General features: G+C 71.5%; 22 protein-coding genes. 13 read left to right on the top strand and 9 right to left on the bottom strand.

Translation table 11 applies throughout. The features are described from left to right. Positions 1-129: 129 nt before the first annotated feature. The 5 genes from ACFVYX_RS16965 (at position 130) to ACFVYX_RS16945 (ending at position 4,807) form a co-directional block, all read left to right on the top strand. On the top strand, positions 130-549 hold the full coding sequence (locus ACFVYX_RS16965) for an ATP-binding protein (RefSeq protein ID WP_389682142.1): 420 nt from the start codon (positions 130-132) through the stop codon (positions 547-549). 169 nt (positions 550-718) lie between these two features. Continuing rightward, complete coding sequence (locus ACFVYX_RS16960) at positions 719-1,408, top strand: peptidase (protein ID WP_389682141.1); 690 nt, start codon at positions 719-721, stop codon at positions 1,406-1,408. A 71-nt stretch (positions 1,409-1,479) separates the two neighbouring features. After that, a complete protein-coding gene (locus tag ACFVYX_RS16955; RefSeq protein ID WP_389682140.1) occupies positions 1,480-2,307 on the top strand; it encodes a hypothetical protein in 828 nt (275 codons plus the stop codon). Continuing rightward, positions 2,304-3,338 carry a hypothetical protein gene (locus tag ACFVYX_RS16950; RefSeq protein WP_389682139.1) on the top strand — a complete coding sequence of 345 codons (1,035 nt, stop codon included), beginning with the start codon at positions 2,304-2,306 and terminating at the stop codon, positions 3,336-3,338. The genes ACFVYX_RS16955 and ACFVYX_RS16950 overlap by 4 nt, the downstream gene beginning before the upstream one ends. A 14-nt stretch (positions 3,339-3,352) precedes the next feature. Next, complete coding sequence (locus ACFVYX_RS16945; RefSeq protein ID WP_389682138.1) at positions 3,353-4,807, top strand: hypothetical protein; 1,455 nt, start codon at positions 3,353-3,355, stop codon at positions 4,805-4,807. A gap of 60 nt (positions 4,808-4,867) precedes the next feature. Here the strand turns inward: ACFVYX_RS16945 and ACFVYX_RS16940 are convergent, their stop codons facing one another. Further along, a complete protein-coding gene (locus tag ACFVYX_RS16940; protein WP_389682137.1) occupies positions 4,868-6,388 on the bottom strand; it encodes a peptide MFS transporter in 1,521 nt (506 codons plus the stop codon). A gap of 429 nt (positions 6,389-6,817) precedes the next feature. On the opposite strand from ACFVYX_RS16940, the gene ACFVYX_RS16935 reads away from it, so the two are divergent. Beyond that, a complete protein-coding gene (locus ACFVYX_RS16935; RefSeq protein ID WP_389682136.1) occupies positions 6,818-7,495 on the top strand; it encodes a response regulator transcription factor in 678 nt (225 codons plus the stop codon). A 14-nt stretch (positions 7,496-7,509) separates the two neighbouring features. After that, positions 7,510-8,781: an ATP-binding protein gene (locus tag ACFVYX_RS16930; RefSeq protein WP_389682135.1), complete on the top strand. Its 1,272-nt coding sequence runs from the start codon at positions 7,510-7,512 to the stop codon at positions 8,779-8,781. 10 nt (positions 8,782-8,791) lie between these two features. On the opposite strand, the gene ACFVYX_RS16925 is transcribed toward ACFVYX_RS16930, so the two are convergent. Next, on the bottom strand, positions 8,792-9,307 hold the full coding sequence (locus ACFVYX_RS16925; RefSeq protein WP_389682134.1) for a GtrA family protein: 516 nt from the start codon (positions 9,305-9,307) through the stop codon (positions 8,792-8,794). Positions 9,308-9,441: 134 nt separating this feature from the next. On the opposite strand from ACFVYX_RS16925, the gene ACFVYX_RS16920 reads away from it, so the two are divergent. The 4 genes from ACFVYX_RS16920 (at position 9,442) to ACFVYX_RS16905 (ending at position 13,411) form a co-directional block, all read left to right on the top strand. Beyond that, complete coding sequence (locus ACFVYX_RS16920) at positions 9,442-10,635, top strand: 5-(carboxyamino)imidazole ribonucleotide synthase (RefSeq protein ID WP_389682133.1); 1,194 nt, start codon at positions 9,442-9,444, stop codon at positions 10,633-10,635. Positions 10,636-10,670: 35 nt separating this feature from the next. Beyond that, positions 10,671-11,168: a 5-(carboxyamino)imidazole ribonucleotide mutase gene (gene purE, locus ACFVYX_RS16915; RefSeq protein WP_389682347.1), complete on the top strand. Its 498-nt coding sequence runs from the start codon at positions 10,671-10,673 to the stop codon at positions 11,166-11,168. Continuing rightward, entirely contained in the window at positions 11,165-12,364 is a 1,200-nt protein-coding gene (locus ACFVYX_RS16910) for a dipeptidase (RefSeq protein WP_389682132.1), read from the top strand. Before purE ends, ACFVYX_RS16910 begins: the two co-directional genes overlap by 4 nt. 123 nt (positions 12,365-12,487) lie before the next feature. Beyond that, positions 12,488-13,411: a membrane dipeptidase gene (locus ACFVYX_RS16905; RefSeq protein WP_389682131.1), complete on the top strand. Its 924-nt coding sequence runs from the start codon at positions 12,488-12,490 to the stop codon at positions 13,409-13,411. Between the two features lie 61 nt (positions 13,412-13,472). Here ACFVYX_RS16905 and ACFVYX_RS16900 read toward each other — a convergent pair whose 3' ends face one another. Both ACFVYX_RS16900 and ACFVYX_RS16895 read right to left on the bottom strand, forming a co-directional pair. Then, positions 13,473-14,798 (bottom strand): UDP-glucose dehydrogenase family protein, encoded by a 1,326-nt coding sequence (locus tag ACFVYX_RS16900; protein WP_389682130.1) that lies wholly within the window; start codon positions 14,796-14,798, stop codon positions 13,473-13,475. 106 nt (positions 14,799-14,904) lie between these two features. Next, positions 14,905-16,173, bottom strand: coding sequence for an LCP family protein (locus ACFVYX_RS16895; RefSeq protein ID WP_389682129.1), 1,269 nt, complete (start codon positions 16,171-16,173; stop codon positions 14,905-14,907). 130 nt (positions 16,174-16,303) lie between these two features. Here ACFVYX_RS16895 and ACFVYX_RS16890 point away from each other — a divergent pair, with 130 nt between their 5' ends. Then, positions 16,304-16,837, top strand: a complete 534-nt coding sequence (locus ACFVYX_RS16890) for an acyl-CoA thioesterase (protein WP_389682128.1) — start codon at positions 16,304-16,306, stop codon at positions 16,835-16,837. A gap of 18 nt (positions 16,838-16,855) precedes the next feature. Here ACFVYX_RS16890 and ACFVYX_RS16885 read toward each other — a convergent pair whose 3' ends face one another. After that, a complete protein-coding gene (locus ACFVYX_RS16885; protein WP_389682346.1) occupies positions 16,856-18,244 on the bottom strand; it encodes an LCP family protein in 1,389 nt (462 codons plus the stop codon). 213 nt (positions 18,245-18,457) lie between these two features. Between ACFVYX_RS16885 and ACFVYX_RS16880 the strand changes: the two genes are divergently transcribed. After that, the gene (locus tag ACFVYX_RS16880) at positions 18,458-19,483 is read left to right on the top strand and encodes a glycosyltransferase family 2 protein (RefSeq protein WP_389682127.1); all 1,026 of its coding nucleotides are present in this window, start codon (positions 18,458-18,460) and stop codon (positions 19,481-19,483) included. A gap of 73 nt (positions 19,484-19,556) precedes the next feature. On the opposite strand, the gene ACFVYX_RS16875 is transcribed toward ACFVYX_RS16880, so the two are convergent. The 4 genes from ACFVYX_RS16875 to ACFVYX_RS16860 form a co-directional block, all read right to left on the bottom strand. Then, positions 19,557-21,335 carry an LCP family protein gene (locus ACFVYX_RS16875; protein WP_389682126.1) on the bottom strand — a complete coding sequence of 593 codons (1,779 nt, stop codon included), beginning with the start codon at positions 21,333-21,335 and terminating at the stop codon, positions 19,557-19,559. A 50-nt stretch (positions 21,336-21,385) separates the two neighbouring features. After that, complete coding sequence (locus tag ACFVYX_RS16870) at positions 21,386-23,125, bottom strand: LCP family protein (protein ID WP_389682125.1); 1,740 nt, start codon at positions 23,123-23,125, stop codon at positions 21,386-21,388. A 306-nt stretch (positions 23,126-23,431) separates the two neighbouring features. Beyond that, positions 23,432-24,685 carry an LCP family protein gene (locus ACFVYX_RS16865; protein ID WP_389682124.1) on the bottom strand — a complete coding sequence of 418 codons (1,254 nt, stop codon included), beginning with the start codon at positions 24,683-24,685 and terminating at the stop codon, positions 23,432-23,434. 351 nt (positions 24,686-25,036) lie between these two features. Next, positions 25,037-25,792 (bottom strand): TIGR03089 family protein, encoded by a 756-nt coding sequence (locus ACFVYX_RS16860; protein WP_389682123.1) that lies wholly within the window; start codon positions 25,790-25,792, stop codon positions 25,037-25,039. Between the last annotated feature and the right edge of the window lie 23 nt (positions 25,793-25,815).

The following is a 25,815-nucleotide window of genomic DNA, read 5'->3' as shown; positions in this document are numbered from 1 at the left end:
CTGAGCCCCGACTCTTCCGGCTGAGTCCCGGCCCTCCCCGGCCGGGCCCCGGCCCGCGTGCCACGGCTTCGCCCGCACGGCCCGTACGTCCTGCCCCTCTGTCCCGTCGATCGGTGAGGTGAAGCGCTGATGGACCAAGCTTCCGACGTCCGTACGCTCGCCCTCGGCGAGACCAGCGGAACCGTTCCGCTCGCCCGTGACTTCACACGGACGGCGCTCCACGAATGGGGCTGGCTGCCTGCCGCCACCGCCGACCGCAGGGCCGCCGCCGAGGACGTCCTCCTCGTCGTCTCCGAACTCGTCACGAACGCGTGCCTGCACGCCGAGGGCCCTGAGCGCCTCCGCGTCCTGCGGCTCGCCAAGGTCCTGCGCCTCGAAGTCTCCGACCGGGGCGCGGGCCAGCCCGCGCCCCGCACCCCGCACCGGTCCGGCCGGCCCGGCGGCCACGGGATGTTCATCGTGCAGCGCCTCTGCCTCGACTGGGGCATCGAGCGCACCCCGGGCGCGCCCGGCAAGACGGTCTGGGCCGAACTCGCCTCGCCCGTCTAGGACCTGACCCCAGGGGCGCCCCGCCCCTGCGGAGCCGCGCGCCGCCCCCGCCCCCCTGGGACCTTCACAATCCCACTCGTTCTCCTGCCTTCCCTCCGCAAGGCCTCAGGCGTACCTTGACGCCCAATCTGATAGACCGTCAGTTGCCTTGCGGTGAGGGGTGCTCGGGGTGTCCAAGGAGCCGAACCGGAGAAGAACGACCGCCGCGCTCACGGCCGCGGTGGCGGGCGCGGCCGTGCTGGCCGGCGCCCCGGCCGCGCAGGCGGCCGTCGTCGACGTCGCCTACGCCTGCGAGACGAAGATCGGCCCCAAGAGCGCCGTCTCACCCGTCGACATCAAGGCCGTCAGGAACGGCAGCGCCTACACGATCACCATGTCGTTCGAGAAGGGCGTCTCCGACAGCCCGGTCGAACTCCCCAAGGGGGTCATGACCCCGCGCGCCGAACTCGTCCTCGGCGGCGACGCCGAAGGCACCGTCCAGGTCAAGGGAACGCCCAACACGGCCGCCGTCCCGCCCGACACCCCCATCAGGATCGGCACGCTGACGGGCACGTACACCCCGAAGAAGAACGGAAAGGTCACCTTCACGGCCGGCAGGCTCACCGTCCACGCCCTCGGCATGGACGCGGCCGTCTGCACCCCGGAGAACAGCCCCGCGCCGTCGCTCGAACTCCAGGTCAGCGGCGTCTCCGGGGGCTCCGGCACCCCACCGCCCGCCGACGACCCGGAGGACACCGGAGCCGAACTGCCCAGGACTGGCCCGCTCGACTCCGCCATGGCCCTCGGCACCCTCGGCGGCACCGTCCTGCTGACCGGCGCCGCAGGAGTCCTCTGGCTCACCCGGCGCACGGCACGCTGATGCGGACGGCGGCACGCCCGGGCCGGCGTCCGGCACGCCAGGCGCCCAGGACAGCGGCACGCACCGGACTCGTGGCCGCCGTGACCGCCCTCATCGGCGCGGTCGCGGCGGCTCCCCCCGGCACCGAGGACCGGACGGCGGCTCCCCCCGGCACCCGGGCCTGGACGGCGGCGCCGGCCGCCGGACGGCCGTACGCCTATCTGGAGGGTCCCGCCGGGAGCGTCCTCCAGGACACCCTGTCGCTGACCAACCCGGGCGCCCGGCCGCTCACCGTACGGCTCAGCGGCCACGGCGCGCCCGTGTCCTTCGCCGCCCGGACCGTGACCGTGCCCGCGAGGACCAGGGCGGACGTGCCGTTCGCCGTGACCGTCACCGCGGACACTCCGCCGGGCGAACACCGGGGCACCGTACGGGCAGCGGCGGCGGACCGGGAGATACGCGTCGACCTGCGGCTACGGGTCAGCGGCCCCCGGCTCGCCGCCCTCACCGTCGAGGACGTCCACGTCGAGACCGCGACCGGCACCCTCCGCTACACCCTGGTCAACCGTGGTACCACCGTCCTCGCCCCGCACCTCGCGGTCCACGCCGAAGGCGTCCTCGGCACCCTCCTCGACCGGCCCCGCCGCCCCCTGCCGCTCACCCTCCGCCCCGGCGAACGGACCACCCGCACCGAACCCTGGCCCGACCCGCCCGGCCTCGACTCCGTCACCGTCCGGCTGACGGCCACCGCCCAGGGCGCCGCCCCTGCCACCGCCCGCGCCGAGGCCTCCTTCGCCTCGGGCCCAGCGCTCACCGGCGCGGCCGGCCTGCTCCTCGCGGCGGCGGCCGGCGGCGGACACGCGCTACGGCGGCGCGGAGGGTCCCGTACCCCACCGGCGTCGGCGGGAGCGACCCCATGAGATGGACACGTACGGCCACGGCGTTCCTGGCGGTCCTCGCCCTCGCTCTGCTGCCCGCCGCCCCGGCACACGCCGCCCCCGGCCCCGTCGTCGAACTCTCCCAGGAGGAGGGCGGCAAGGGCGGCTCGATCACCGTCAGCGGCAGCGGCTGGAAGCCGGGCGCGCTGCTCATGCTCCTGATCTGCGGCCAGTCCGCCCCCGGTACGGGCGTCATCGGCGGCACCAACTCCTGTGCCAACACCGAGGGCAGGGCCGCCACCGTCGACGTCCGGGGCGCGTTCAGTACGAGACTCCCGGTCGCCGAGCCCCCCAAGCCCTGCCCCTGCGTCGTGCACGTGGCCGGGGTCACCGGCCAGCAGGACGCCGTCGACCGGGAGTTCACCGTCGCCGGGCACCCCACGGCCCCGCTCCCCGAGGCCTCCGGCGACGGGCGGCTCGCCGTCCTCGCCGCGGTACGCCTCGACGGCTCCAGCGGCCTCCTCACCTGGTTCGGGGCGCCGCCGCGCCGGGAGATCGTCCTCACCGTCGGCAACCTGGGCTCCGCAGCCGTCAAGGACCCCGTCTTCCAGGTCGGCACCGGCCACGGCGTCTTCGCGCCGCAGTACGAGGAACACCAGTGGCGCGGCACCGTCGCACCCGGCGGGAAGGCCCTCGTCCGGCTCCCGGTGGAACTCGCGGCGGGCGCGCACGGCGACTACCAGGTCTCCGTGCGGTACGCGGGCAAGGTCCTGGCCGAGCAGCCGTGGGGGGTCGGCAGACCCTGGGGCGTGACGCTCTTCTGGGCTCTCCTCGCCCTCGTCGTACCGGCGGCTCTGTTCCGGATCGGGATGGCGGTGGTGGACCGCGTCCGTCCGGCCGCCAGCCCTGCCCGGGCCCGGCCCCCGCGCCGCCGGCGGCCCCGTACACGTGCCCCCGTTCCCGCGCGGCGGGACCCGGGGGACGACGGACCGACCGCGGTCCTGCCGTGGTTCAGTCCTGACTCCGCACCGTCAGCACCGGAGAGCAGCCCGACGACGAAGGGACATGCGTGAGTACGCAACGGAGGATGAGCGCGGCCGGAGTCGCGCTGATGCTCGGCGGCGCGGGGATCCTGATTTCCGCCGGCCCCGCCCAGGCCGCCGAGGTCTCGTACCGGACGGAGTGCATCCCGCCGTCCATCTCCGGGCTTCCGCCCGTGCAGGGCACCACGAAGGTGCTGATCACCGCACCGGCGGAGGCCAAGGTCGGAGACGAGGTCGAGATCGTCTGGAAGACGGTCCAGGCCGCCTCGAAGAACCCCGACGTGCTCGACCTCGGCGAGGACACGGTCAAACCGACTGGCGTCCTCACCGTGGGCGGCGCGGCGAGCGGCACGGTGGCGATGGAGGGACCGCGGAAGAACCCGCCGATCCCCAAGAACAGCCCGATGGTGCTCCCCGACATGAAGGGGAAGCTGAAGCTGGAGAAGGCGGGCGAGATCACGCTGACGCCGGACAAGTACACGATCAACGTGTCCAAGCCGCTGTCGACGGACACGAAGTGCGCGCCGAAGGAGACGGTCCCGGTCGCCGCGACGATCAAGGTGACGGCGGACGGAGGCGGGACGACGACGTCGGGCGGTACGAGCGGCACCGGCGGCACCACGACCTCCGGCGGTTCGAGCAGCACCGGCGGCACCACGACCACCTCCGGCGGTACGAGCAGCACCGGCGGCACCACGACCACCTCCGGCGGTACGAGCAGCACCGGCGGAGGATCGACCAGCACCGGCGGCTCCTCCACCAGCTCCGGCGGCGGTACGGGCGGCTCCACGTCCACCTCCGGCGGAGGCTCCGGAGGCTCCGGCGGGGGCGGCGGGCAGACCGACTTCCCCGGCAAGCAGGTCTCCGTGCAGTTCTCCTGCCAGCCCCCCGGCCCCGCCTCGATCGCCTCCAAGGTGACGATCGACGCCAAGAAGAACGGCAACGGCTACGACCTCACCGTCAAGACCGCCAAGGGCGTCATGAACAGCCCTGCGGCCCTCCCGGCCGGCGCACTCAAGCCGTCCATGGCCGTCAAGGTCGGCGGTGCCGACGGGGGGACGGTGAAGGTCACGGGACCCGCCAACGCCGCCCCGCTGGAGGCGGGCAAGCCGGTCGACCTGTCCGACATGAAGGGCACGTACACGCCGGGGGCGACGGGCCGGTCCACCCTCAGCCCGGGCGCGCTCACCATCAGCGTCTCGCTCGGCGGCACCCCGATCGTGATCCCCTGCGCGGTCAAGGGCGCGGTCCAGGCCTCCCTGGAGCTGGACACCAGCAAGCAGGCGGGCGGCGCGTCCGGCGGCTCCGACGGCGGTACGAGCACGACCACCGGCTCAGGATCGGGCTCGGGCTCCGGCGGCTCCGACGGCGGGAACCTCGCGGAGACCGGCGCCGAGAGCGACGGCGCCCTGCGCGCCCTCGCCCTGGTCGCGGGCACGGTGATCCTGCTCGGCGGCGCGGTGTTCACCTTCACCCCGTGGGCGCGGCTCAGGAGGTGAGAGAACGACGGAGGCCGCCGCACCGGACCCGGTGCGGCGGCCTCCGCGGACCTGCAAGCGTCAGTGGACGTCGCCCATGAGGCCCTGGACCTTCTTGCGGTACATGTAGATCGCGAATCCGGCCGCGACGGCGAGCGCCGCCTGGATGCCGATGATTCCCGTGCCGTTGAGGTCGACACCCGCGATGGAGAGCAGACCCGTCGTGCAGTCACCGGCGGTGACGGCGAGGAACCAGACACCCATCATCTGGGAGGCGTACTTCTGCGGCGCCATCTTCGTGGTGACGGAGAGGCCGACGGGGGAGAGGCACAGCTCGCCGATGGTCTGGATCATGTAGATCGAGACGAGCCACATCGGGGAGACCTTGGTGCCGTCGCCCGCCATGTTCATCGGGACGATGAAGACGAAGAAGGACGCGCCGACCAGGACGAGACCCATCGCGAACTTCACGATGGTGTTCGGCTCCTGGTTCTTGCGGGCCAGCCACAGCCACAGCCAGGCGAAGACCGGGGCCAGCGCCATGACGTACAGCGGGTTCAGCGACTGGTACCAGGTGGCGGGGAAGCCGAGGCCGAAGATGGTGTCGGCGGTCTTGTCGTCGGCGAACAGGGACAGCGTCGAGCCACCCTGGTCGTAGATCATCCAGAAGATGGCGGCGGCGACGAAGAACCAGATGTAGCCGGTCACGCGGGACTTCTCGCCGGAGCTCAGGTCCTTGTCGCGCTTGATGCGGGCCAGGACGGCGACCGGGATGATCAGACCGGCGAGGGTGATCGGGACCATCGCCCAGTTCAGGGTGTACATGCCCAGGGCGACGACGGCACCGTAGAACGCGGCGATCACGACGGTGACGACGGCGGCCTTGGTGATGACGGCCTTGCGCTCCTCGGCGGACAGCGGGTTCGGGACCTCGCTGCTCTTCGGGTTCAGCGTCTTGCCGAAGAGCAGGAAGACGGCGAGGCCCAGGCCCATGCCGACGGCGGCGAGGGCGAAGCCCAGGTGCCAGTTGACCTTCTCGCCGACGGTGCCGATCACCAGGGGAGCGAGGAACGCGCCCAGGTTGATGCCGATGTAGAAGATCGTGAAGCCACCGTCACGGCGCGGGTCGTCCGCGTTCTTGTAGAGGTGGCCGACCATCGTCGAGATGTTGGCCTTCAGCAGACCGGAGCCGACCGCGACGAGTGCGAGACCGACGAAGAACATCGCCTGGCCCGGGAGGGCCAGCGAGACATGGCCGAGCATGATCACGGACGCCGCGATCGTGACGGTCTTGCGGGCGCCCCAGACGCGGTCGCCGAACCAGCCGCCGGGCATGGCCATGAGGTAGACCATCGAGACGTAGACGGAGTAGATCGCCGTCGCCGTCGCCGCGGTCATCGCGAGGCCGCCGCCCTGGCTGCCCGTGGCGGCGTCCACGCCGCCGGAGACCAGGTACAGAACGAGAAGGGCCCTCATGCCGTAGTAGGAGAACCGCTCCCACATCTCGGTCATGAAGAGAGTGGCCAGGCCGCGGGGGTGGCCGAGGAAGGTCTTCTCGTAGCCGAGGGTGTCGGCCGAGTCCTTCGTCAGGCTGGACGCCATGTCGATCCTTGCTCTGTCGGGACGCGCGCCTTGTGAGCGTGGTGCGCCCGGTGGGGGAGGCCGGCACCGGCGGGAGCCGGTACGGCCCCACCGGGATCCACGCCCCGGGAGACGCGTCTGCGCGTCCCGGGACCCGGCCCACAGGTCATTCGCCGTCTTCGAGGATCGGCGGGGCCGACCTCACGCAGAAAGAGGACCTTGGCCCGCGAAGCTGGCCAAAGGTCCCCGTTTACCGCTACAGACGTCTCGACACCATACGACACGACAGTGCCGGATATGGAAGGACTTGAGAGATGGATCACAGGTAGAACTGCAACCGTACAAGGCCATTCCAAGGTCATGTGCTGGATGGTCACAAGATCTCCAAGGGTTACCCGGTCCTTGCACATCACGCCCCGCCCCGGTACCCGTGCCGACTACCATCACCCCATGACCCGTGTACTGCTCGCCGAGGACGACGCCTCCATCTCGGAACCGCTGGCCCGTGCCCTGCGGAGAGAGGGGTACGAGGTCGAGGTCCGCGAGGACGGTCCGACCGCACTCGACGCCGGACTCCAGGGCGGAGTGGACCTGGTCGTGCTCGACCTGGGCCTGCCCGGCATGGACGGTCTCGAGGTCGCACGGCGGCTGCGCGCCGAGGGGCACGCGGTCCCGATCCTGGTGCTCACCGCACGGGCCGACGAGGTCGACACCGTCGTCGGGCTCGACGCCGGCGCCGACGACTACGTCACCAAGCCCTTCCGGCTCGCCGAACTCCTCGCCCGGGTCCGGGCCCTGCTCCGGCGCGGCTCCAGCGAGCCCGCCGTCGCCCCCGCGACCCACGGCGTACGGATCGACGTCGAGTCGCACCGCGCCTGGATGGGCGAGGAGGAGCTCCAGCTCACCGCGAAGGAGTTCGACCTGCTCCGGGTCCTGGTCAGGGACGCCGGCCGGGTCGTCACCCGCGACCAGCTGATGCGCGAGGTCTGGGACACCACCTGGTGGTCCTCCACCAAGACCCTCGACATGCACATCTCCTGGCTGCGCAAGAAGCTCGGCGACGACGCGGCGAACCCGCGCTACATCGCCACCGTGCGCGGAGTCGGTTTCCGCTTCGAGAAGAGCTGAGCCACCCCCACGCCATGCGCCGCCGACTGATCAACTCCACGCTCGCCGTGGTGCTCGTCGTCATCTCGGTGTTCGGGGTCTCCCTCGTCATCGTCGAGACCCGCACCATCACCAGCACCGCCCAGGAGCGGGTGGACACCGAGGCGGTGCGGCTCGCCTCCATCGTCGACAGCCGGCTCATCGGCGGCGAGCCGGTCAACCCGGACATCCTCGCCGAGCAGAGCGGCGCCAAGCGGTACGCCCAGATCCACATCCCCGGCCGCGACACCATCGAGATCGGCACCCGTCCCGAAGGGGACGTCATCCGCGGCCTCGCCGAGGGCGAGCGCGGCGAGACCGTGACCGTCGAGGAGTCCCGCTCCACCGTCACCGACGAGGTCGGCCGCACCCTCCTGATCATCGGCGCGGTGGCCCTGCTCGCCGTCATCGCCGCCGTCCTCCTCGCCGTACGTCAGGCGAACAAGCTGACCTCACCGCTCACCGACCTCGCGGAGACCGCCGAACGCCTCGGCTCCGGCGACCCGCGGCCCCGGCACAAGCGGTACGGGGTGCCCGAGCTCGACCGGGTCGCGGACGTCCTCGACGCCTCCGCCGAACGCATCGCCCGGATGCTCACCGCCGAGCGCAGGCTCGCCGCCGACGCCTCGCACCAGCTGCGGACGCCCCTCACCGCGCTCTCCATGCGCCTGGAGGAAGTGGCCCTCGCCGACGACCTGCACACGGTCAAGGAGGAGGCCACGATCGCGCTCACCCAGGTCGAGCGGCTCACCGACGTCGTCCAGCGGCTCCTGACCAATTCCAGGGACCCGCGCTCCGGCTCCGCCGTCGCCTTCGACCTGGACGAGGTCGTCAAGCAGCAGATCGAGGAGTGGCGGCCGGCCTACCGCAGCGCCGGGCGGGCCATCGTCCACTCGGGCAAGCAGGGGATGCGGGCCGTCGGCACCCCGGGCGCGGTCGCCCAGGTGCTCGCGGCCCTGATCGAGAACTCGCTCATGCACGGCGGCGGCACGGTCGCCCTCAGGACCCGGGTCATCGGCAACCAGTCGGTGATCGAGGTCACCGACGAGGGCCCGGGCGTCCCGGCCGACCTCGGCGCCCGGATCTTCGAGCGGGCCGTCAGCGGCCGCAGCTCCACCGGCATCGGCCTCGCGGTCGCCCGCGACCTGGCGGAGGCGGACGGCGGCAGGCTCGAACTGCTCCAGCAGCAGCCGCCGGTCTTCGCGCTCTTCCTGAGCCGGGAGGTCCGCAGCGTCTCGGACGAGCCCAGGGACCGCCCCGTACGCTGAGAAGGGCTGGTCAGACGCGGTCGGGCTGGCGGCGGGTCGCCTGCCGCGGGGCCTGCTCCAGGAAGGACTCGGCGGTCTGCACCGCCTCCTTCGCGGGCAGCGCACGGAACACCCAGGTGCGGTACGACCAGAAGCGGAACAGCGTTCCGATGCCGATCCCGAAGAACTTGAAGAAGTTGCTGGCCAGCGGGCCGTCCCAGCCGAAGCCGTACGTCGCCGCGTAGAGCACGCCGTTCTCGATGACCATGCCGACGACGCTGAACAGCAGGAACAGCGACATCTCCTTCGTCCGCCCCGACTTGTCCCGGTCGCGGTACGTGAAGTAGCGGAACCCCACGTAGTTGAAGACGATGGCGACGACGGTGGCGATCAGGCTCGCCCGCACCATCGGGATGTCGGTCGTGCCGCGGACCAGGTTGAAGACGCCGAGGTTGACCAGGACGCCGAGACCGCCGACCACCCCGAACTTGGCGACCTCGCGGACGAGCCGGTCGAGTCGCGTGCGCAGCGCGCCGGGTTCACTCATGGTGATGGCTCTGTCCCGTCCGTCCGGATGACGTCCGGGCGACGTCAACCCATCCATGCTAACCAGCGCTCCTGTCACCCGCCCGTGTACCTCGTAAACCCCTGGAGAACCAGGGCTTCACCTGCGGTGTTCTTGTGCCAAACCACAGCCGGACGAGTGTTCCCGGATGGTGCGGATACCCTAAGAGGGTGACGTTCCCCGTAGTAGGCATGGTCGGCGGCGGGCAGCTCGCCCGTATGACCCACGAGGCGGGCATCCCCCTCGGCATCAAGTTCAAGCTCCTCAGCGACACCCCGCAGGACTCCGCGGCCCAGGTGGTGAGCGAGGTCGTCATCGGCGACTACCGCGACCTGGACACGCTGCGTGACTTCGCGCGCGGATGCGACGTGATCACCTTCGATCACGAGCACGTCCCCACGGAGCACCTGCGCGCCCTCGAAGCGGACGGCATTCCCGTCCGCCCGGGCCCCGACGCCCTTGTGCACGCCCAGGACAAGGGGGTGATGCGCGCGAAGCTCGACGAGATCGGCGCGCCCAGCCCCCGGCACCGCATCGTGGCGGACCCGGAGGACGCGGCGGCCTTCGCCGCCGAGGGCGGTGGCTTCCCGATCATCCTCAAGACCGTGCGCGGCGGCTACGACGGCAAGGGCGTCTGGTTCGTCCGTACGCCGGAGGAGGCCCGCGACCCGTTCCTCGCGGGGGTCCCGGTCCTCGCCGAGGAGAAGGTCGACTTCACGCGCGAGCTCGCCGCGAACATCGTCCGCTCCCCGCACGGCCAGGCCGTCGCCTACCCGGTCGTCGAGTCCCGTCAGGTCGACGGCGTCTGTGACACCGTGATCGCGCCCGCGCCCGGCCTCGACGGCGAGCTCGCCGGCCAGGCGCAGGAGCTGGCCCTCCGGATCGCCAAGGAGCTCGGCGTCGTCGGCCACCTCGCCGTCGAGCTGTTCCAGACCACGGACGGCCGCATCCTCGTCAACGAACTGGCGATGCGCCCGCACAACTCCGGTCACTGGACCCAGGACGGGGCGATCACCTCGCAGTTCGCCAACCACGTCCGCGCGGTCCTCGACCTGCCCCTCGGCGATCCGCGGCCGCGCGCGCGGTGGACCGTGATGTGCAATGTCCTGGGCGGCGACTACCCGGACATGTACGCGGCGTACCTGCACTGCATGGCCAGGGACCCGCAGCTCAAGATCCACATGTATGGCAAGGACGTGAAGCCCGGCCGCAAGGTGGGGCACGTCAACACCTACGGCGACGACCTGGACGACGTGCTGGAGCGCGCGCGTCACGCCGCCGGCTACCTGCGAGGAACGATCACCGAGTGAGCAGCATCAGCACCTCCCCCGTCGTCGGCATCGCCATGGGATCCGACTCCGACTGGTCGGTCATGGAGGCCGCGGCCCAGGCGCTCGACGAGTTCGAGATCCCCTACGAGGTCAACGTCCTCTCGGCGCACCGGATGCCGCGCGAGATGATCGCGTACGGCGAGGAGGCCGCGGGCCGCGGCCTGAAGGCGATCATCGCGGGCGCGGGCGGCGCCGCCCACCTGCCCGGCATGCTCGCCTCCGTCACCCCGCTCCCCGTGATCGGCGTCCCGGTGCCGCTGAAGTACCTCGACGGCATGGACTCGCTGCTCTCCATCGTGCAGATGCCGGCCGGTGTCCCCGTCGCCACGGTCTCCGTCGCCGGTGCCCGGAACGCGGGCCTGCTCGCGGCCCGGATGCTCGCCGCCCACGACCCCGGGCTCCTCACCCGGATGAACGAGTTCCTGCAGGAGCTCAACGACCAGGCGGCCGAGAAGGGCAAGCGGCTGCGGGCCAAGGTCGAGGGCGCCGACTCCTTCGGCTTCGGCAAGTGAGCGCTGCGGCCGACCGTCTGGCGGAGGCCCGCGAGCTGCTCGCGGGCCATCCGGTCGTCGACGGCCACAACGACCTGCCGTGGGCACTCCGCGAGCAGGTGCGGTACGACCTGGACCGCATGGACATCGGCGCGGACCAGACCGGCGCGCTCCACACCGACCTCGCCCGGCTGCGGGCCGGCGGCGTCGGCGCCCAGTTCTGGTCGGTGTACGTGCCCTGCCGGCTGGCCGGCGACGACGCGGTCAGCGCGACCCTGGAGCAGATCGACATCGTCGACCAGCTCCTGGAGCGGTACGCGGGCGAGCTGGCCCCCGCCCTGACGGCGGACGACATGGAGGCGGCCAGGAAGCAGGGCCGTATCGCCTCCCTGAAGGGCGCCGAGGGCGGCCACTCGATCAACAACTCCCTCGCCACCCTGCGCGCGCTGCACACCCTCGGCGTCCGCTACATGACGCTCACCCACAACGACAACAACGACTGGGCGGACTCGGCGACCGACGGGCCCGGCGTCGGCGGGCTCTCCGCGTTCGGCCGGCAGGTCGTCCGCGAGATGAACCGCTCCGGCATGCTCGTCGACCTCTCGCACGTCGCCGCCACCACCATGCGGGACGCCCTCGACGCCACGGCGGCGCCGGTGATCTTCTCGCACTCCTCGGCCCTGGCGGTCTGCGACCACCCGAGGAACATCCCGGACGACGTCCTGGAGCGGCTGCCCGCCAACGGCGGCGTCGCGATGGCGACCTTCGTGCCCAAGTTCATCCTGCCCGCGGCCGTCGAGTGGACCGCGCGGGCCGACGAGAACCTGCGCGCGCACGGCTTCGACCACCTCGACACCACCGCGGGGGCGATGAAGCTGCACCGCGCCTTCGAGGAGGCGAACCCGCGCCCGGTCGCCACCGCCGCCACGGTCGCCGACCACCTCGACCACATGCGCGAGGCCGCCGGCATCGACCACATCGGCATCGGCGGCGACTACGACGGGACGGCCTTCACCCCGGCCGGTCTCGACGACGTCGCCGGCTACCCGAACCTGATCGCGGAGCTGCTGCACCGCGGCTGGTCGCACCCGGACCTGGCCAAACTGACCTGGTCCAACGCGGTCCGCGTCCTCCGAGACGCGGAGGCCGTCTCCCGCGACCTGAGGAGCCGTACGGCACCGTCGAACGCGACCATCGACGTCCTCGACGCACCGTAACCAGGCGGTCACCCGAACGGTCCAGCCCGCCGCGCCCCCGCGGGGGGCCGGTGGCACGGTGGACGGTACTGCCCCGCCGAACTCGGCGGGGCGGTACTGCATCGCCGAGTTCGGAGTAAGACCATGGCGGACCTGATAGACGACCCTCCCGACCTCTCCACCGTCCCTGCCGCCGCCGGCGAGCTCGACGCACCGGAGCCACCCCCGCCGCTCGACGAGACGGCCCGCGCCCGCGCCCTCCTGGCCGCTCAGCCGGTCGCCGAGGGACACACCGAGCTCCCGGGGTCCCTCGACCCCGAGGATCTGCCGCCCGTCCGCGCCCGTGAGGCCGGGGCCCAGTTCTGGTCCCTGCTCGTCGACACCGACGAGGGCGTCATCGGGACCCTGCGGCGCATCGACTCCGTCCGCGCGCTCGTCGCCGCCTGCCCGGAGGACCTCCGCCTCGCGCACACCACGGGCGAGATGTCCCACGCCCGCAACTGCGGCCGTGTCGCCGCCCTCCTGGGCCCCGTCGGCTGGACGACGCTCGGCGGCTCGGCGGCCACCCTGCGGGCCTACCACGCCCTGGGCGTACGGGTCGTCAACCTCACCCGCTTCGACCGCTTCGCCCGCGAGGCGGTACGGGAGATGAACCGCATCGGCCTGGCCGTGGACCTCTCGGGCGCCGACCAGGACACGGTCCACCGCACCCTCGCCGTCACCCGGGCCCCGGTCCTGCTGACCCGGGCGGCCCCCGAGAGCCTCTCCGACGACGTCCTGGGCCTGCTCGGAGACAACGGCGCCGTCTGCATGGTCACGGTGACCGACGACCCCGTTCCGGCGGCCGACGTCCTGGACCGGGTGCGCACGGAGGCCGGGCCGCACTGTACGGGCGTCTCGCACACGACGGCCCCGGCCCTCGGATACGTCCCGCTCTTCGCCGAGCTGCTGCGCCGCGGCTGGCCGGCCCAGGACCTGGTCGGGCTCGCCCACGCGAACGTCACCCGGGCACTGCGGGAGACGGAGTTCCTGTCCCGCGCGAACCGCACCCGGCGGGCCGTGGCCTGACCGGCCGTACGAAGGAGGGAGGGGGCGCGACCGCGCCCCCTCCCTCTCGTGTGTCCTCGTGTCAGGCCCGCGGGCGGCCCATCGCCCGGTACGTCCAGCCGGCCGCCCGCCACCGCTCCGCGTCCAGCGCGTTCCGGCCGTCGAGGAGCACGGGCGACGCGACCTCGTCCACCAGGTCCGCCGGGTCGAGCTCGCGGAATTCGCGCCACTCGGTGAGGTGCAGCACCACGTCGGCCCCGCGCACCGCCTCGCGCGCCGAGTCCGCGTATCCGAGGGTCGGGAAGACGCGCCGGGCGTTGTCCATGCCCTTGGGGTCGTAGACGGTGACCTGGCCGCCCTGGAGGTGTATCTGACCGGCCACGTTCAGCGCGGGGGAGTCGCGGACGTCGTCCGAGTCCGGCTTGAAGGTGGCGCCGAGCACGGCGACCCGGCGGCCGAGGAAGGAGTTCCCGCCGAGGGTCTCCCGGGCCATCTCCACCATCTGGCCGCGCCGCCGCATGTTGATCGAGTCGATCTCGCGCAGGAAGGTCAGCGCCTGGTCGGCGCCCAGTTCGCCGGCGCGGGCCATGAAGGCGCGGATGTCCTTCGGGAGGCAGCCGCCGCCGAAGCCGATGCCGGCCCGCAGGAACTTGGGCCCGATCCGGTCGTCGTGGCCGAGCGCCTCGGCCAGCTTGGCGACGTCGCCGCCGGCGGCCTCGCACAGTTCGGCCATCGCGTTGATGAAGGAGATCTTGGTGGCGAGGAAGGAGTTCGCGGACGTCTTCACGAGTTCGGCGGTCGGGAAGTCGGTCACCACGAAGGGCGAGCCCTCGCCGACCGGCCCGGCGTACACCTCGCGGAGCGTCTTCTCGGCGCGCTCGCTGTGGACGCCGACCACGATCCGGTCCGGGCGCAGGGTGTCCTGCACGGCGAAGCCCTCCCGCAGGAACTCGGGGTTCCAGGCGAGTTCGACGCCCTCCGGCAGCAGGCCCGCGAGCCGCTCGGCCGAGCCGACGGGCACGGTCGACTTGCCAACGACCAGGGCCCCTTCGCGTACGACCCCGGCGAGGGAGGTGAAGGCGGCGTCCACGTAACTCATGTCGCAGGCGTACTCCCCGTGCTTCTGCGGGGTGTTCACACAGACGAAGTGCACGTCGCCGAAGGCGCCGACCTCCTCCCAGGAGGTGGTGAACCGCAGCCGTCCGCTCGACCCCTCGATGCCGGCCACGTGCTTCGCGAGGAGTTCCTCGAGACCCGGCTCGTACATCGGGACCCGTCCGGACGACAGGAGCTCGATCTTCTCGGGGACGACGTCCAGGCCGAGGACCTCGAAGCCCAGTTCCGCCATGGCCGCGGCGTGGGTGGCGCCGAGGTAGCCGGTGCCGATCACGGTGATCTTGAGGGCCATGCGGGTCTCCAGGGAAGGTCGGGCGGAATGCCTGCCCGAGCATAGTCGTGCCCTGGCCGGAGGGGGTGCAGGCGGCCGTGCGCTGCGCCCCCCTCCGGTCCGGGGGTCACGGGTTCGGAACGACCGTGACCTTCTCGTCGTTCTGGATCTGCTGCACCAGCTGCTTGACCTTCGGCATGTCCCACTTGAGCGAGTTCTGCGGCGCCTTGCCGGAGATCGGGATGTTCATGGACGTGCCGTCGCCGCCGCTGATGCCCTTCATGGCGAAGAACATCTTCCCGAGGTCGTACAGCGACATGTCCTTGTCCACGATCAGCGTGTCCAGACCGGCGCCCAGCGTCGGGTACAGCGCGAACGGGTTGAGGATCGTGCCCGGAGTCGCCGCCTCGTTGGCGAGCGCGGACAGGAACTTCTGCTGGTTCTTCGTCCGCTGGAGGTCCGACTGGGCGAAGGCGTACCGGGTCCGGACGAAGGCCAGGGCCTGCTCGCCGTCGAGGGTCTGCGTGCCCGCCTGGAAGTCGGCGCCGGACTTCTTGTCCTTGAAGCCCTTCTCGATGTTCAGCTCGACACCGCCGAGCGCGTCCACGATGTTCGCGAAGCCGGCGAAGCCGATCTCCGCGTAGTGGTCGATGCGGAGGCCGGTGTTGAACTCGACGGTCCGCACGAGCAGCTCGGGGCCGTCCATCGCGTACGCCGCGTTCAGCTTGGAGCCGCCGCGGGCCGGGAAGGACTTGCCGGACTCGGAACCGACGAAGTTCGGGATCGTCACCCAGGAGTCACGGGGCAGCGAGACCATCGTGTTCCCGCTGGAGCAGGCCGCGAGGATCATCATCGAGTCGGTCCGCTTGCCCTCGGCGGAGCCGGTGTGCAGCTTCTTCTTCTCCTCGGCGGTCATACCCTCGCGGCTGTCGGAGCCGACGATCAGGTACGTCGTGCAGTCGCCCTCGGCCGGCCGCTCGATGACCTTGGCGAGGTCGACCTCGTTGCGCATCTGCGAGCTGGCCCAGGCGTAGGTGCCGATGCCCCAGGCGAGGACGCCGACGACGAGGACGATCGAGCCGACCTTGATCCGCTTGCGCCAGTCCGGGGCGGGCCGCCCGGGACCGCCGGTGCCGGGACCCGGCGCGTACTGCGGCGGAACGGTGCCGCGCCCGCCGCCCTGGCCCTGCGGGCCGCCGTAGACCTGGCCCGAGCTGTAACCGGAGTCGTACCCCTGGCCCTGGGCCTGCGTGAAGTTCGGGTTGTAGCCCTGGTCGTGCCGAGGCGGCTGCTGCGGAACCTGCGGGCGCTGCACATGGCTCATGCGGCGAGGACCCTCCGGGTGGGGGTTCGAGCTGCCGCGGCCGTGTCCGCCGTCATCGGGCCAGTCATTCATGCGGACCAGTGTGCCGGTCAGGGCTTTACGGGCGACAGGCCGGGTGGAACATCGGACCGGTGCTGTTGCCAAGCTGATGCAAAGCGGACCGAACGGCGACCCCCGCGGGACCCGGCATATGGTGGAGGGCATGACAGATCAGGGCGATATCCCGGGCAAGCCGACCTCCGCCTCCCGCACCACCCTCAGCCACATCATGACCAGCCACGACACCAACCTCCTGGGTACGGTGCACGGCGGCGTGATCATGAAGCTGGTGGACGACGCCGCCGGTGCCGTCGCGGGCCGGCACTCGGGCGGGCCCGCGGTGACCGCCTCCATGGACGAGATGGCCTTCCTCGAGCCGGTACGGGTCGGGGACCTGGTGCATGTGAAGGCCCAGGTCAACTGGACCGGCCGGTCCTCCATGGAGGTCGGCGTCCGGGTCATGGCCGAGCGCTGGAACGAGTCCACGCCCGCCACCCAGGTCGGCTCCGCCTATCTCGTCTTCGCCGCCGTCGACGCGGAGGGCAAGCCGCGCGAGGTCCCGCAGGTCATCCCGGAGACGGAACAGGACAAGCGCCGGAACCAGGAAGCCCAGATCCGCCGCACCCACCGCCTCGCCCGCCGCCAGGCCATCAAGGACCTGAGAGACCACCGGGCGGCAGAGGGCTACGAGGACTGAGACGCGCCGTGACGGCGGTCACGGGCACACCACCCGGTCCCCCGTCACCGCCTCGAACGGCCCCTCCCGCCCCGTCTCCTCCTCCGCCACCGCCCGCACGCCCCGGTGATCCGTCCCCACCGTCACCCGCAGGGTCCCGCCCCGTCCCGTCACCGGCTTCAGCTCCGCCCCCGGCAGCGCCGCAGCGAGGGTCTTCGCCGAGCGGTCCCAGCGCGGGTCGTACTCCACGACCGTGCGCGCCCGGTCCTTCCCCGGCGCGGTCATGGGCGTCCGCGTCGTGTCGAAGCCGGTCCCGCGCAGCGCGTCGTCGACCTTCCGGCCGAGCCCGTCCGTCCCGGTCCCGTTGTAGACCTGCACCCGCACCTCGCGCGGCGCCACGTCCACGACGACGGCCTTCGGCGTCTTCTCCGCGGAAGCCGAGGAGTCGGGTTCCGCGGGGGTCAGCGGCCGGTCCTCCCGCAGCGCCTGGAAGAGTTTCTGCGCCTTCGACGCGTCCCACTTCACCGTCGAGCCGATCCCCTTCACCGGGAAGCTCATGTCCCCGACCGGTACGGACACGAACTCGGACGACGCCGGAGTGAAGCCGCGCATCGCCTTGGCGAGGGCGAACAGCTGGTCCGTACCGAAGTCCTCGTCGGCCCGGACGGAGCCCAGCATGGTCGTGGCCACCTGACGGAACCGCACCGGGTTGAGCAGCACCCCGCCGCTGGTCGTCCGGTCGATCAGCGCCGCGAGGAAGCGCTGCTGCCGCTGCATCCGCCCGATGTCGGCGGCCCCGTCGATGTGCCGGGAGCGCACGTACTGGAGGGCCTGGCCACCGTCCAGCTCATGGGTGCCCGCGGCCAGGTCGAGCCCGGTGTACGCGTCCTTCACGGGCCGGGTCGTACAGATCTGCACCCCCCCGACCGCGTCCACGGTCCGCATGAAGCTGGTGAAGTCGACCTCCAGATAGTGGTCGATCTTGACGCCGGTCATCGACTCGACGGTCCGCACGGTCAGCCCGGGACCGCCCTCGGCGTACGCCGCGTTCAGCTTCACCGGGTGCGCCTGGTGCTTCTTCCCGCTGGTGAGGTCGGTGTGCTCGGGCATCTCGGCGTACGAGTCACGGGGCAGGCTCACCACGCTCGCCCGTTCCCGGTCCTCCGAGATGTGCACGAGCATCACCGTGTCGGTGCAGTGGCAGGGCGCGCCGCCGAGCCGGTACTTCGCCTTCTCCTCCGGGGTGATCCGGTCCCGGCCGTCGGTGCCGACGACGAGGATGTTCATCCCGTGCCCGGCCTGCGGACGGTTCTTCATGTCCTTGAAGGGGTCGACCCGGGTGATCCCGGTGTCCAGACCCGTCACCACGGCGTGCCCGATCCCGCCGGCCGCGAGGACCGCCACGGAGAGCGCCGTCGCCATCCGCATGCCCCACCGGGGGCGCCTCCGCGGCCGGCGGACCGGCACGCGGCGGGCGGCGGGCCGGGGACGGGGCGTGCGGGGCGGTGCGGGCACGGACGGACACCTCCGCGGGTGTGACAAAGGGAACCGTGAGCACCGTAGGCCCATACGATCAGCGCAAGGGAGCACCACCCATGCGGCGCGCACCGCTGTCCCCCATTCGCGGTAACGTGGCGGGCAATGAACGCCACGCCCCCCGTCTCCGTGATCATGCCGGTCCTCAACGAGGAGCGGCATCTGCGCACCTCGGTTCGTCACATCCTGGAGCAGGAGTACGACGGCGAGATGGAGGTGGTGATCGCGCTCGGCCCGTCCACGGACCGTACCGACGAGATCGCCGCCGAACTCGTCCGTGAGGACCCCCGCGTCACGACCGTGCCGAACCCCACGGGCCGCACGCCCGCCGCCCTCAACGCGGCGATCAAGGCCTCACGTCACCCGATCGTGGTGCGCGTCGACGGCCACGGCATGCTCTCGCCGAACTACATCTCCACCGCCGTCCGGCTCCTGGAGGAGACCGGCGCGCAGAACGTCGGCGGTGTCATGCACGCCGAGGGCGAGAACGCCTGGGAGGACGCGGTCGCCGCCGCGATGACCTCGAAGATCGGCGTCGGCAACGCGGCCTTCCACACGGGCGGCGAGGCGGGCCCCGCCGAGACGGTCTATCTCGGTGTCTTCCGGCGCGAGGCGCTGGAGCGGCAGGACGGCTACAACGTGGAGTTCATCCGCGCCCAGGACTGGGAGCTGAACTTCCGCATCCGCGAGGCCGGCGGCCTGATCTGGTTCTCGCCCGAGCTGCGCGTCCAGTACCGCCCGCGGCCCTCCGTGAAGGCCCTCGCCAAGCAGTACAAGGACTACGGCCGCTGGCGCCATGTGGTGGCCCGCTACCACCAGGGCTCCATCAACCTCCGCTACCTGGCCCCGCCGACCGCCGTCTGCGCCATCGCCGCCGGCCTGGTCGTGGGCGCCGTCCTGACCCCGCTCGGCTTCGTGATCCCGGCCGGCTACCTCGCCGCGATCACGGCCGGTTCCGTCCCGGCGGGCAGGGGCCTCCCGCTCAAGGCCCGCCTCCAGATCCCGGTGGCGCTCGCGACGATGCACATGTCGTGGGGGTACGGCTTCCTCACGAGCCCCCGCTCGCTCGCGAAGAAGGTCATCGCGAGCCGCCGCCCGGCCGTGAAGGCCGGCGAGACCGAGACGGTCTGACCGCTTCCCGGACACGTGCGACGGCCGGGTCCCTCACGGGGCCCGGCCGTCGGCGTTCACGCGCGCGCGGGGGTCAGCTCTTTCCGTCCCACTGGTAGACCGAGTAGATGTCCATGCAGGTCGCCTTGTCGTCGGCGCCCTCGGGCAGATCGCCCGCCTCCACCGCGGGAGCCTTGTAGACATCGCCCTCGCGCCAGTCCGCGCCGACGACGAGCGTGATGCCCTCCGCCTTGGCGTCCGGCCGGACCTTGGCCTCAGGCAGCCCGAGGGCCTTCGCCACGGACACCGCGTTCGCCCTGCCCTGGTCGCCGTCCGCCTTCGGGTACATGACGACCGAGTCCGCGCGCGGCTGCGCCTCCTTGGAGGCATCCGCCTGCGTGAAGCCCTTGCCCGTCAGGGTGTCGGCGACGGCCTTGGCACGTCCCTCGACGGGCGCGTCGCCGGTGCCCGCGGTGCCGTTGGCGACCGTGACGGCGAAGGAGCCGGGGGCCTCGGGAGTGGCCTTCGGCTTCGCGGACGTACTCGGCTTGGGCTTGGCCGTGGCCGGTTTGCCGTTCTTGTCGAAGGCGATGTCGTCGCGGAGCATCGCCCACATCTTGTCGGCGGACGACTTGACCATCTCGAGCTTGTTCCTGTCCTGGGACCACTCGACCGTGGGGACCGTCGCCGTCGTGAGGCGGTTCATCTTCACGTTCTTGAGCTGCATCGACAGGTCGAAGAGCTTCTTCACCGACTTCAGCTCGTCGGAGACCTGGAGCGCCTTGGTGGCGGTCTCGGCGAGTCCCGTCAGCTGACTGGTGTCGCTCCAGGCGTTCTGCTTCTGGAGCTTCTCGACCATGCCGTTGAGGTACATGTGCTGGGCCTTGGCCCGGCCCTGGTCGTTGCCGAAGGCGTGCCGGGTGCGGAGCCACTGGAGGGCCTGCTTGCCCTGGATCTCCGTGGTGCCCGCCTTCAGCTTGAGACCCGAGCCGCCCTTCACCCTCGCCGTCGGCTTGTCGTGGACGCCGGTCTTCACACAGACGGGGACACCGCCGACCTCGTCGGCCATCGCCACCACACCCGCGAAGTCGATCATCATCCAGTGGTCGATGTAGACCCCGGTGATGCTCTCCCAGGTGGTCAGCGTGCAACCGGGACCGCCGCGTCCCAGCGTCTCGTTGATCGGTTCCGTGGTCGTCGCGCGGTAGGTGGAGCCGTCCTCGCCCTTGCACTCCGGTATGGGCACGATCGTGTCCCGCGGGATGGTGACGATGGAGGCGTTCTGCCGGTCGGCCGAGACGTGCAGCAGCATCTGGACGTCGGCGAGCGGCTTCGCCTCGCGGAGGTTCTTGCCACCGCCGAGCGCCACGTTCTTGGCGTCCGCCCGGCTGTCGGAGCCGATCAGGAGGATGTTCAGCGGGGTGTCGCCGAGCGCGTTCGGCGGGGCCTTCTTCACGCCGCTGTCGCCGCCCGCGCGCGAGCCGCCGCGGATGTTGTTGTTCAGGTGCTCGTAGTACAGGTATCCGGCGCCGGCCGTGCCGAGTATCAGTACCGACAGGGCGATCGCCACCCAGCGCAGTGCTCTGCGCTTGCCGGTCTTCTTGGCGCGCCGGCGCGCGGCGGCGCGGCCGCCCGCTCCCGTACCGCCGCCCGACCCCGTACCACCGCGGCCAGGACCCGTACCGCCGCCGGCGTTTCCGCGGCGGCGCTCGGCGCGGGTCGACGCGGGTGCGTCGGCCGCCTTCTCCCCGGGAGCGCCGCCCCCGGCGCCGGTGGCCTCACCGGCGTCGTGAAGATCGTCGTCCCAGCCCAGTTCACGGGCGCGTGGTACGCGTCCCCGCGTTCCCTCCCCACGCACGCTGTTCTGTCCCACCCCTGGTCCCCTCGTCAGTCAGGAGCGTGCCGAGTCCCGGTGTTTCCGGGTCACTTGGCGCACACCTGCTTGTCAGCTTCTACCTGACCCACGTCCGGCGCCTTCGTCGGAGCGGCCATGGAAATCCCTGCGCCCTTGAAGTCGGCGCCGAGAACGAGCGTCATGGGCTCGCGTTCCCCGGCGTCCTGTGTGCCCGGCTTGAGCGCCGTGGCGGGCAGACCCATCATGTCCGCGAGCTTGCGGGCCTGATCGGCCTGGTTCGGTGCGTAGGTGAGCGTGGTCTTCGCCGCCTTCTCGGGGGCGTTGCTCTTGTTGGTGGACCGGCTCACGCCCTGCTCGTTCTGCAGCCAGACGATGGTCGACTGGGCCGCGCCCTGGATGCCGCTGCCGTTGTAGACGTCGACGCGTACGTCGGCGGCCGCGGCGCGCGGTCCCTGGAGGAGCTTCGCCTGGGCCTGCGCCTTGGCGTCCTTGGCCTGCTTCTCCTTCTTCTTCACCTCGGTGAAGGAGACGTCGTTCTCGATCATCGAGAACACCTGAGGGGCCAGCTCCTGGTTGAGGACGACCGTCGCCCGCTTGGTGGGCGGCTCGTCGGGGTTGTCGACGACGGGAACGGTCACGAAGCTGATGTTCTTCAGGTCGACCTTGCCGATCTCCTTGGCCAGGGTCGTCAGCTTCATGACGCTGTCTATCCCCTTGTCGACCGTGAGCGCCTCGGTGGCCGCGTTCGCGACGTCGAGCAGCTGCGACGGGCTGTCCAGGGTGTCTTCCTTGAGCTGCCGCATCATCGAGGCGAGGAACTGCTGCTGCATCTTGATGCGGTCCAGGTCGCTCTCGTTGCCGAGGCCGTGCCGGTTGCGGAGGAACGCGAGCGCGTCCTCGCCCTGGATGCGGTGCTCGCCCTCGGAGAGGTTGAGCTTGGAGTACTTGTTGTCCCGGATGGGCTTGGACAGGCAGACCTTCACGCCGCCGACCGCGGTCGACAGCGTTTTGACGGCGTTGAAGTCGACCATCATGAAGTGGTTGATCCCCAGGCCCGACATCTCCGTGATGGTGCGCATGGTGCAGCCGGGGTCGCGGCCGTTCACACCGAACGACTCGTTGAACTTGGTCGTGCCGACCGAGCCGGGGATGATCTTCGTCGAGCCGTCGGGCTGCTTCGTGGGGCAGTCCGGGATCTTGATCTTGAGGTCGCGGGGGATGCTCAGGGCCGTCGCGTTGGTCCGGTCCTCGGAGATGTGGATGAGGAACGTCGTGTCGGCGTGGCCGGTGACGTTCGTCTTATTCCCGTAGCTCTCGTTGCCCTCACCGGTGCGGACGTCGTTGCCGATGATCAGGATGTTGAGCGGCCCGTCCATCGTCTCCGCATTGACGGCGGCGTTGCCGACGTCGACCGAGCCGATGTTGCCGTCGAGCTTGCTGTAGAGCAGATACGCCCCGGTCGCGCCGCCCACGAGGACGAACGCCATCGTGCCGCCGGTCCACAGCAGGACCTTCTTCTTGCGGGACGCGCCCTGCTTGCGCTTGCGGCGGCTCGCGGGCGGCTGCTGCCGGCCGCCGCCCGTCTCGGTGACCCGGCGGCGGCGCTGGCCGGGCACGGGTGCCTCGACGGGGGTGTCGGCGGGCGCCGGCGCGGGAACGGTGGCTCTGCGGGTCCTGGACGGGGCCTGCGGCTGCGACTGCCCAGCGGAGTGGTCCAGTCGCAGTTCGTAGTTGCCGGTCTGCGGGTTGAGCACCCACTGGTCGGCGGGGTCGATCTCGTCCGCCCGTCCACGGCTGTGCGCGTCCACGGTTACTCGAGTCCTCCGTCGGTGCCACGCGAGGCGCCTCCCCCACAGGGCGCCGCTCTCTCGGTCGTTCGATCCTTGGTGATGCGACCACACGGTCGGGGTGCACCGGATCGCGTCACACTATCCGCCCAGTTCAGCGTGGGGCGACGCGCGTGACAAATTCCACGCCCCTTACAACCGGGCAATTTGCTCAAACCTCATCGCTCTCGGCCCTCCCCTTGGTGTGGCCTTTACTCAGCGTCCCCAGGGGCCCCTCGGGGAGACCCCTTTCACCGCCCCTCCACCGGCCCCCGCCGGACCGGCCTCCTAGGCGCACACCCCTTCCGCCGCGTTCCGGCCGGTGAAGGTCGGGGTCGTGGAGGGTGTCGGGGTGTCCGCGTCGTCGGGCTTTCCGTCCGTCCCGCCGCCCCGCCCGTCGTCGTCCTTCTCGACCGGGGTCACCGCCACGGGCCTGTCCTCCCGTAGCTGCTTGAAGAGTTGACTCGCCGCCGGCTGTACCAGTTCGTCACGGTTCGCGTCATATGCGTAGGGGCGGCGCGGGACCGTGAGGAACTGCACCTTCTCGGTCGGCACCGATCGCATCGACCGCGCCAGGTCGTACAGGTCCCGCAGCGAGTCGAGCCCCGAGTCGGTCGTGATCGCCTTGGTGGCCGCGTCCAGGACCGGATAGAGCCTGGTCGGGTTCAGCAGCACCCCGTCGCTCTGCACCTTGTTGACGAGGGCGCCGAGGAACTGCTGCTGGCGGTCCATGCGTTCCGTGTCACTGCCGTCGCCGATCGACTTCCGGGCGCGTACGAAGCCGAGCGCCTGCTCCCCGTGGAGCGTCTGGCGCCCCGCGGGCAGCTTCAGCTTCGCGTCGGGGTCGTCCACGGGCTCCTTCAGGCAGACCTCCACGCCGTCGACGGCGTCGACCATCGTCTTGAAGCCCCGGAAGTCGATCACCATGTGGTGGTCCACCCGGATTCCCGTCAGCTTCTCGACGGTACGGATCGTGCACGCCGTACCACCGACCTCGAAGGCCCCGTTGAACTGCGCGAACTGCTCGCGGGTCCGGGTCCCGTCGGCCTTGCGGCAGCTCGGGACCGTCACCATCAGGTCGCGGGGGAGCGAGACCGCGGTCGCGCTCGACTTCCCCGCGGACAGGTGCAACAGGATCGTCGTGTCGGAGCGCTGGGTCCCCTTGTCCCTGCCGTACTCGCGGTTGCCCTCGCCGGACCGGGTGTCCGAACCGATGAGCAGGATGTTCCGGGCGGCCGAGACGACCGCGGCCGGCCGCTCCTTCTCGTACTTCCGGAGCTCGTCGGCGGCGTGGGTGTCCGTGGTGATGTTGCCGTCGAGTTTCCGGTAGAACCACCAGCCGGCCCCGGCCGCGGCCAGGACGACGAACGAGACGCCGAGCGCCGTCCACCGCAGCCAGCGGTGCCGGCGAGGCCCCTCCGGGGCGCCGGGCGCGGCCCACCCCGGCCACTGCCGCCGGCGATGCCCCTCCGGGGCGCCGGGCGCCGTGCCCTCCGCCGGAGGCGGATCCGGTTCGGCGGGCGTGCCCACGCGGTCCGTCACGTCTGAGTCCGTCCTTCATGGCGTCGGCGGCACGCCGGGCGGCCGCCGGTCGAAGAAGGAGACGGCCGAACCCGACACATGGTTGTACGGAAGGAATCGACTCCCCCCGGCCGATCATCCACCGGACGGCGTGCCGGGACCCGGGGACTCGGCGCGGTGCTACGCCGAACGGGGTGGTGTCCGTGGTCGGAGCGGCGCCCGGCTGGGTCGGGGGCCGATGCCGGCGGGGGTGCGACGGGGGTCGAGGGCCGATGCCGGCGGGGGTGTGACGGGCGTCGTGGCCGGAGCCGGCGGGCGCCCGACCGTCGGCGGTGGTCGCGGTTCCTCGTTCGGGGCGGTCGGTGTCCCGGATCAGGCGGTGGCCGTGACGGTCACCCGCTCGCTCTCCACGCGCTTGGCGAGGGACTCCGGCGACAGCTGGTCCAGGTTCCGGCAGAGGACCACGGAACCGCCGGCCGCGAGGGGCGCGTACAGACCGGCCGAGAGCCCCTTCCACTCCCCGTATCCGAGCCCGGAGAGCAGCCGGGCGCCGGGCGCGAGGCCGAGCGCCTCCGCGTCCGCGCGGGCCTGCCCGACGAGCTGCGCGCCGCTGCGTTCCGTACCGTCGACGACCAGCGCGGCGGCGTCGGGATCGACCGGTGCGAACGGGGCGAAACGGTCGCCCTGGCTCGGTACCTCGACCGCGTAGTCCGCGTATCCGGGGGGCGCGGCCGGGAAGCGGCGGCCCAGCAGGGCCAGCGAGAGAGCGATCCGCTCGCCGGAGCAGGCGAGACCCGCGTCGAGCGTGTCAGGACCCGCCACCACGAGGTCCGCGTCCGCCGGGTCGCCGCCGATCTCCACGGTCACCCCGACGGAGGAGCAGGCGAGCAGCCAGACGGCGGTCTGCCAGTGCGCGGGCAGCAGCAGCGCGAGCCGGTCGCCGGGTTCCGCGGACAGTTCGCCCTGGAGCAGGTTCGCCGTCTTGGCCACCCAATTGGCGAAGGTGGCGACGGACAATTCCACCCGCTCACCGGTGGCGTCGTCGTAGAAGGTGACCAAGGGGCGGGCGGGGTCCGCGGCGAGCGCGGATCGCAGCAGGTCGGCAGGGGTACGGTCGCTGGCGTTCACGCCGGACAGCGTACGCGCGGGGG

It is taken from the genome of Streptomyces sp. NPDC058326 (genome assembly GCF_042879855.1).
In the GTDB taxonomy this organism is placed as follows: Bacteria; Actinomycetota; Actinomycetes; order Streptomycetales; family Streptomycetaceae; genus Streptomyces.
This window is presented reverse-complemented; position numbering and strand designations above follow the sequence as displayed.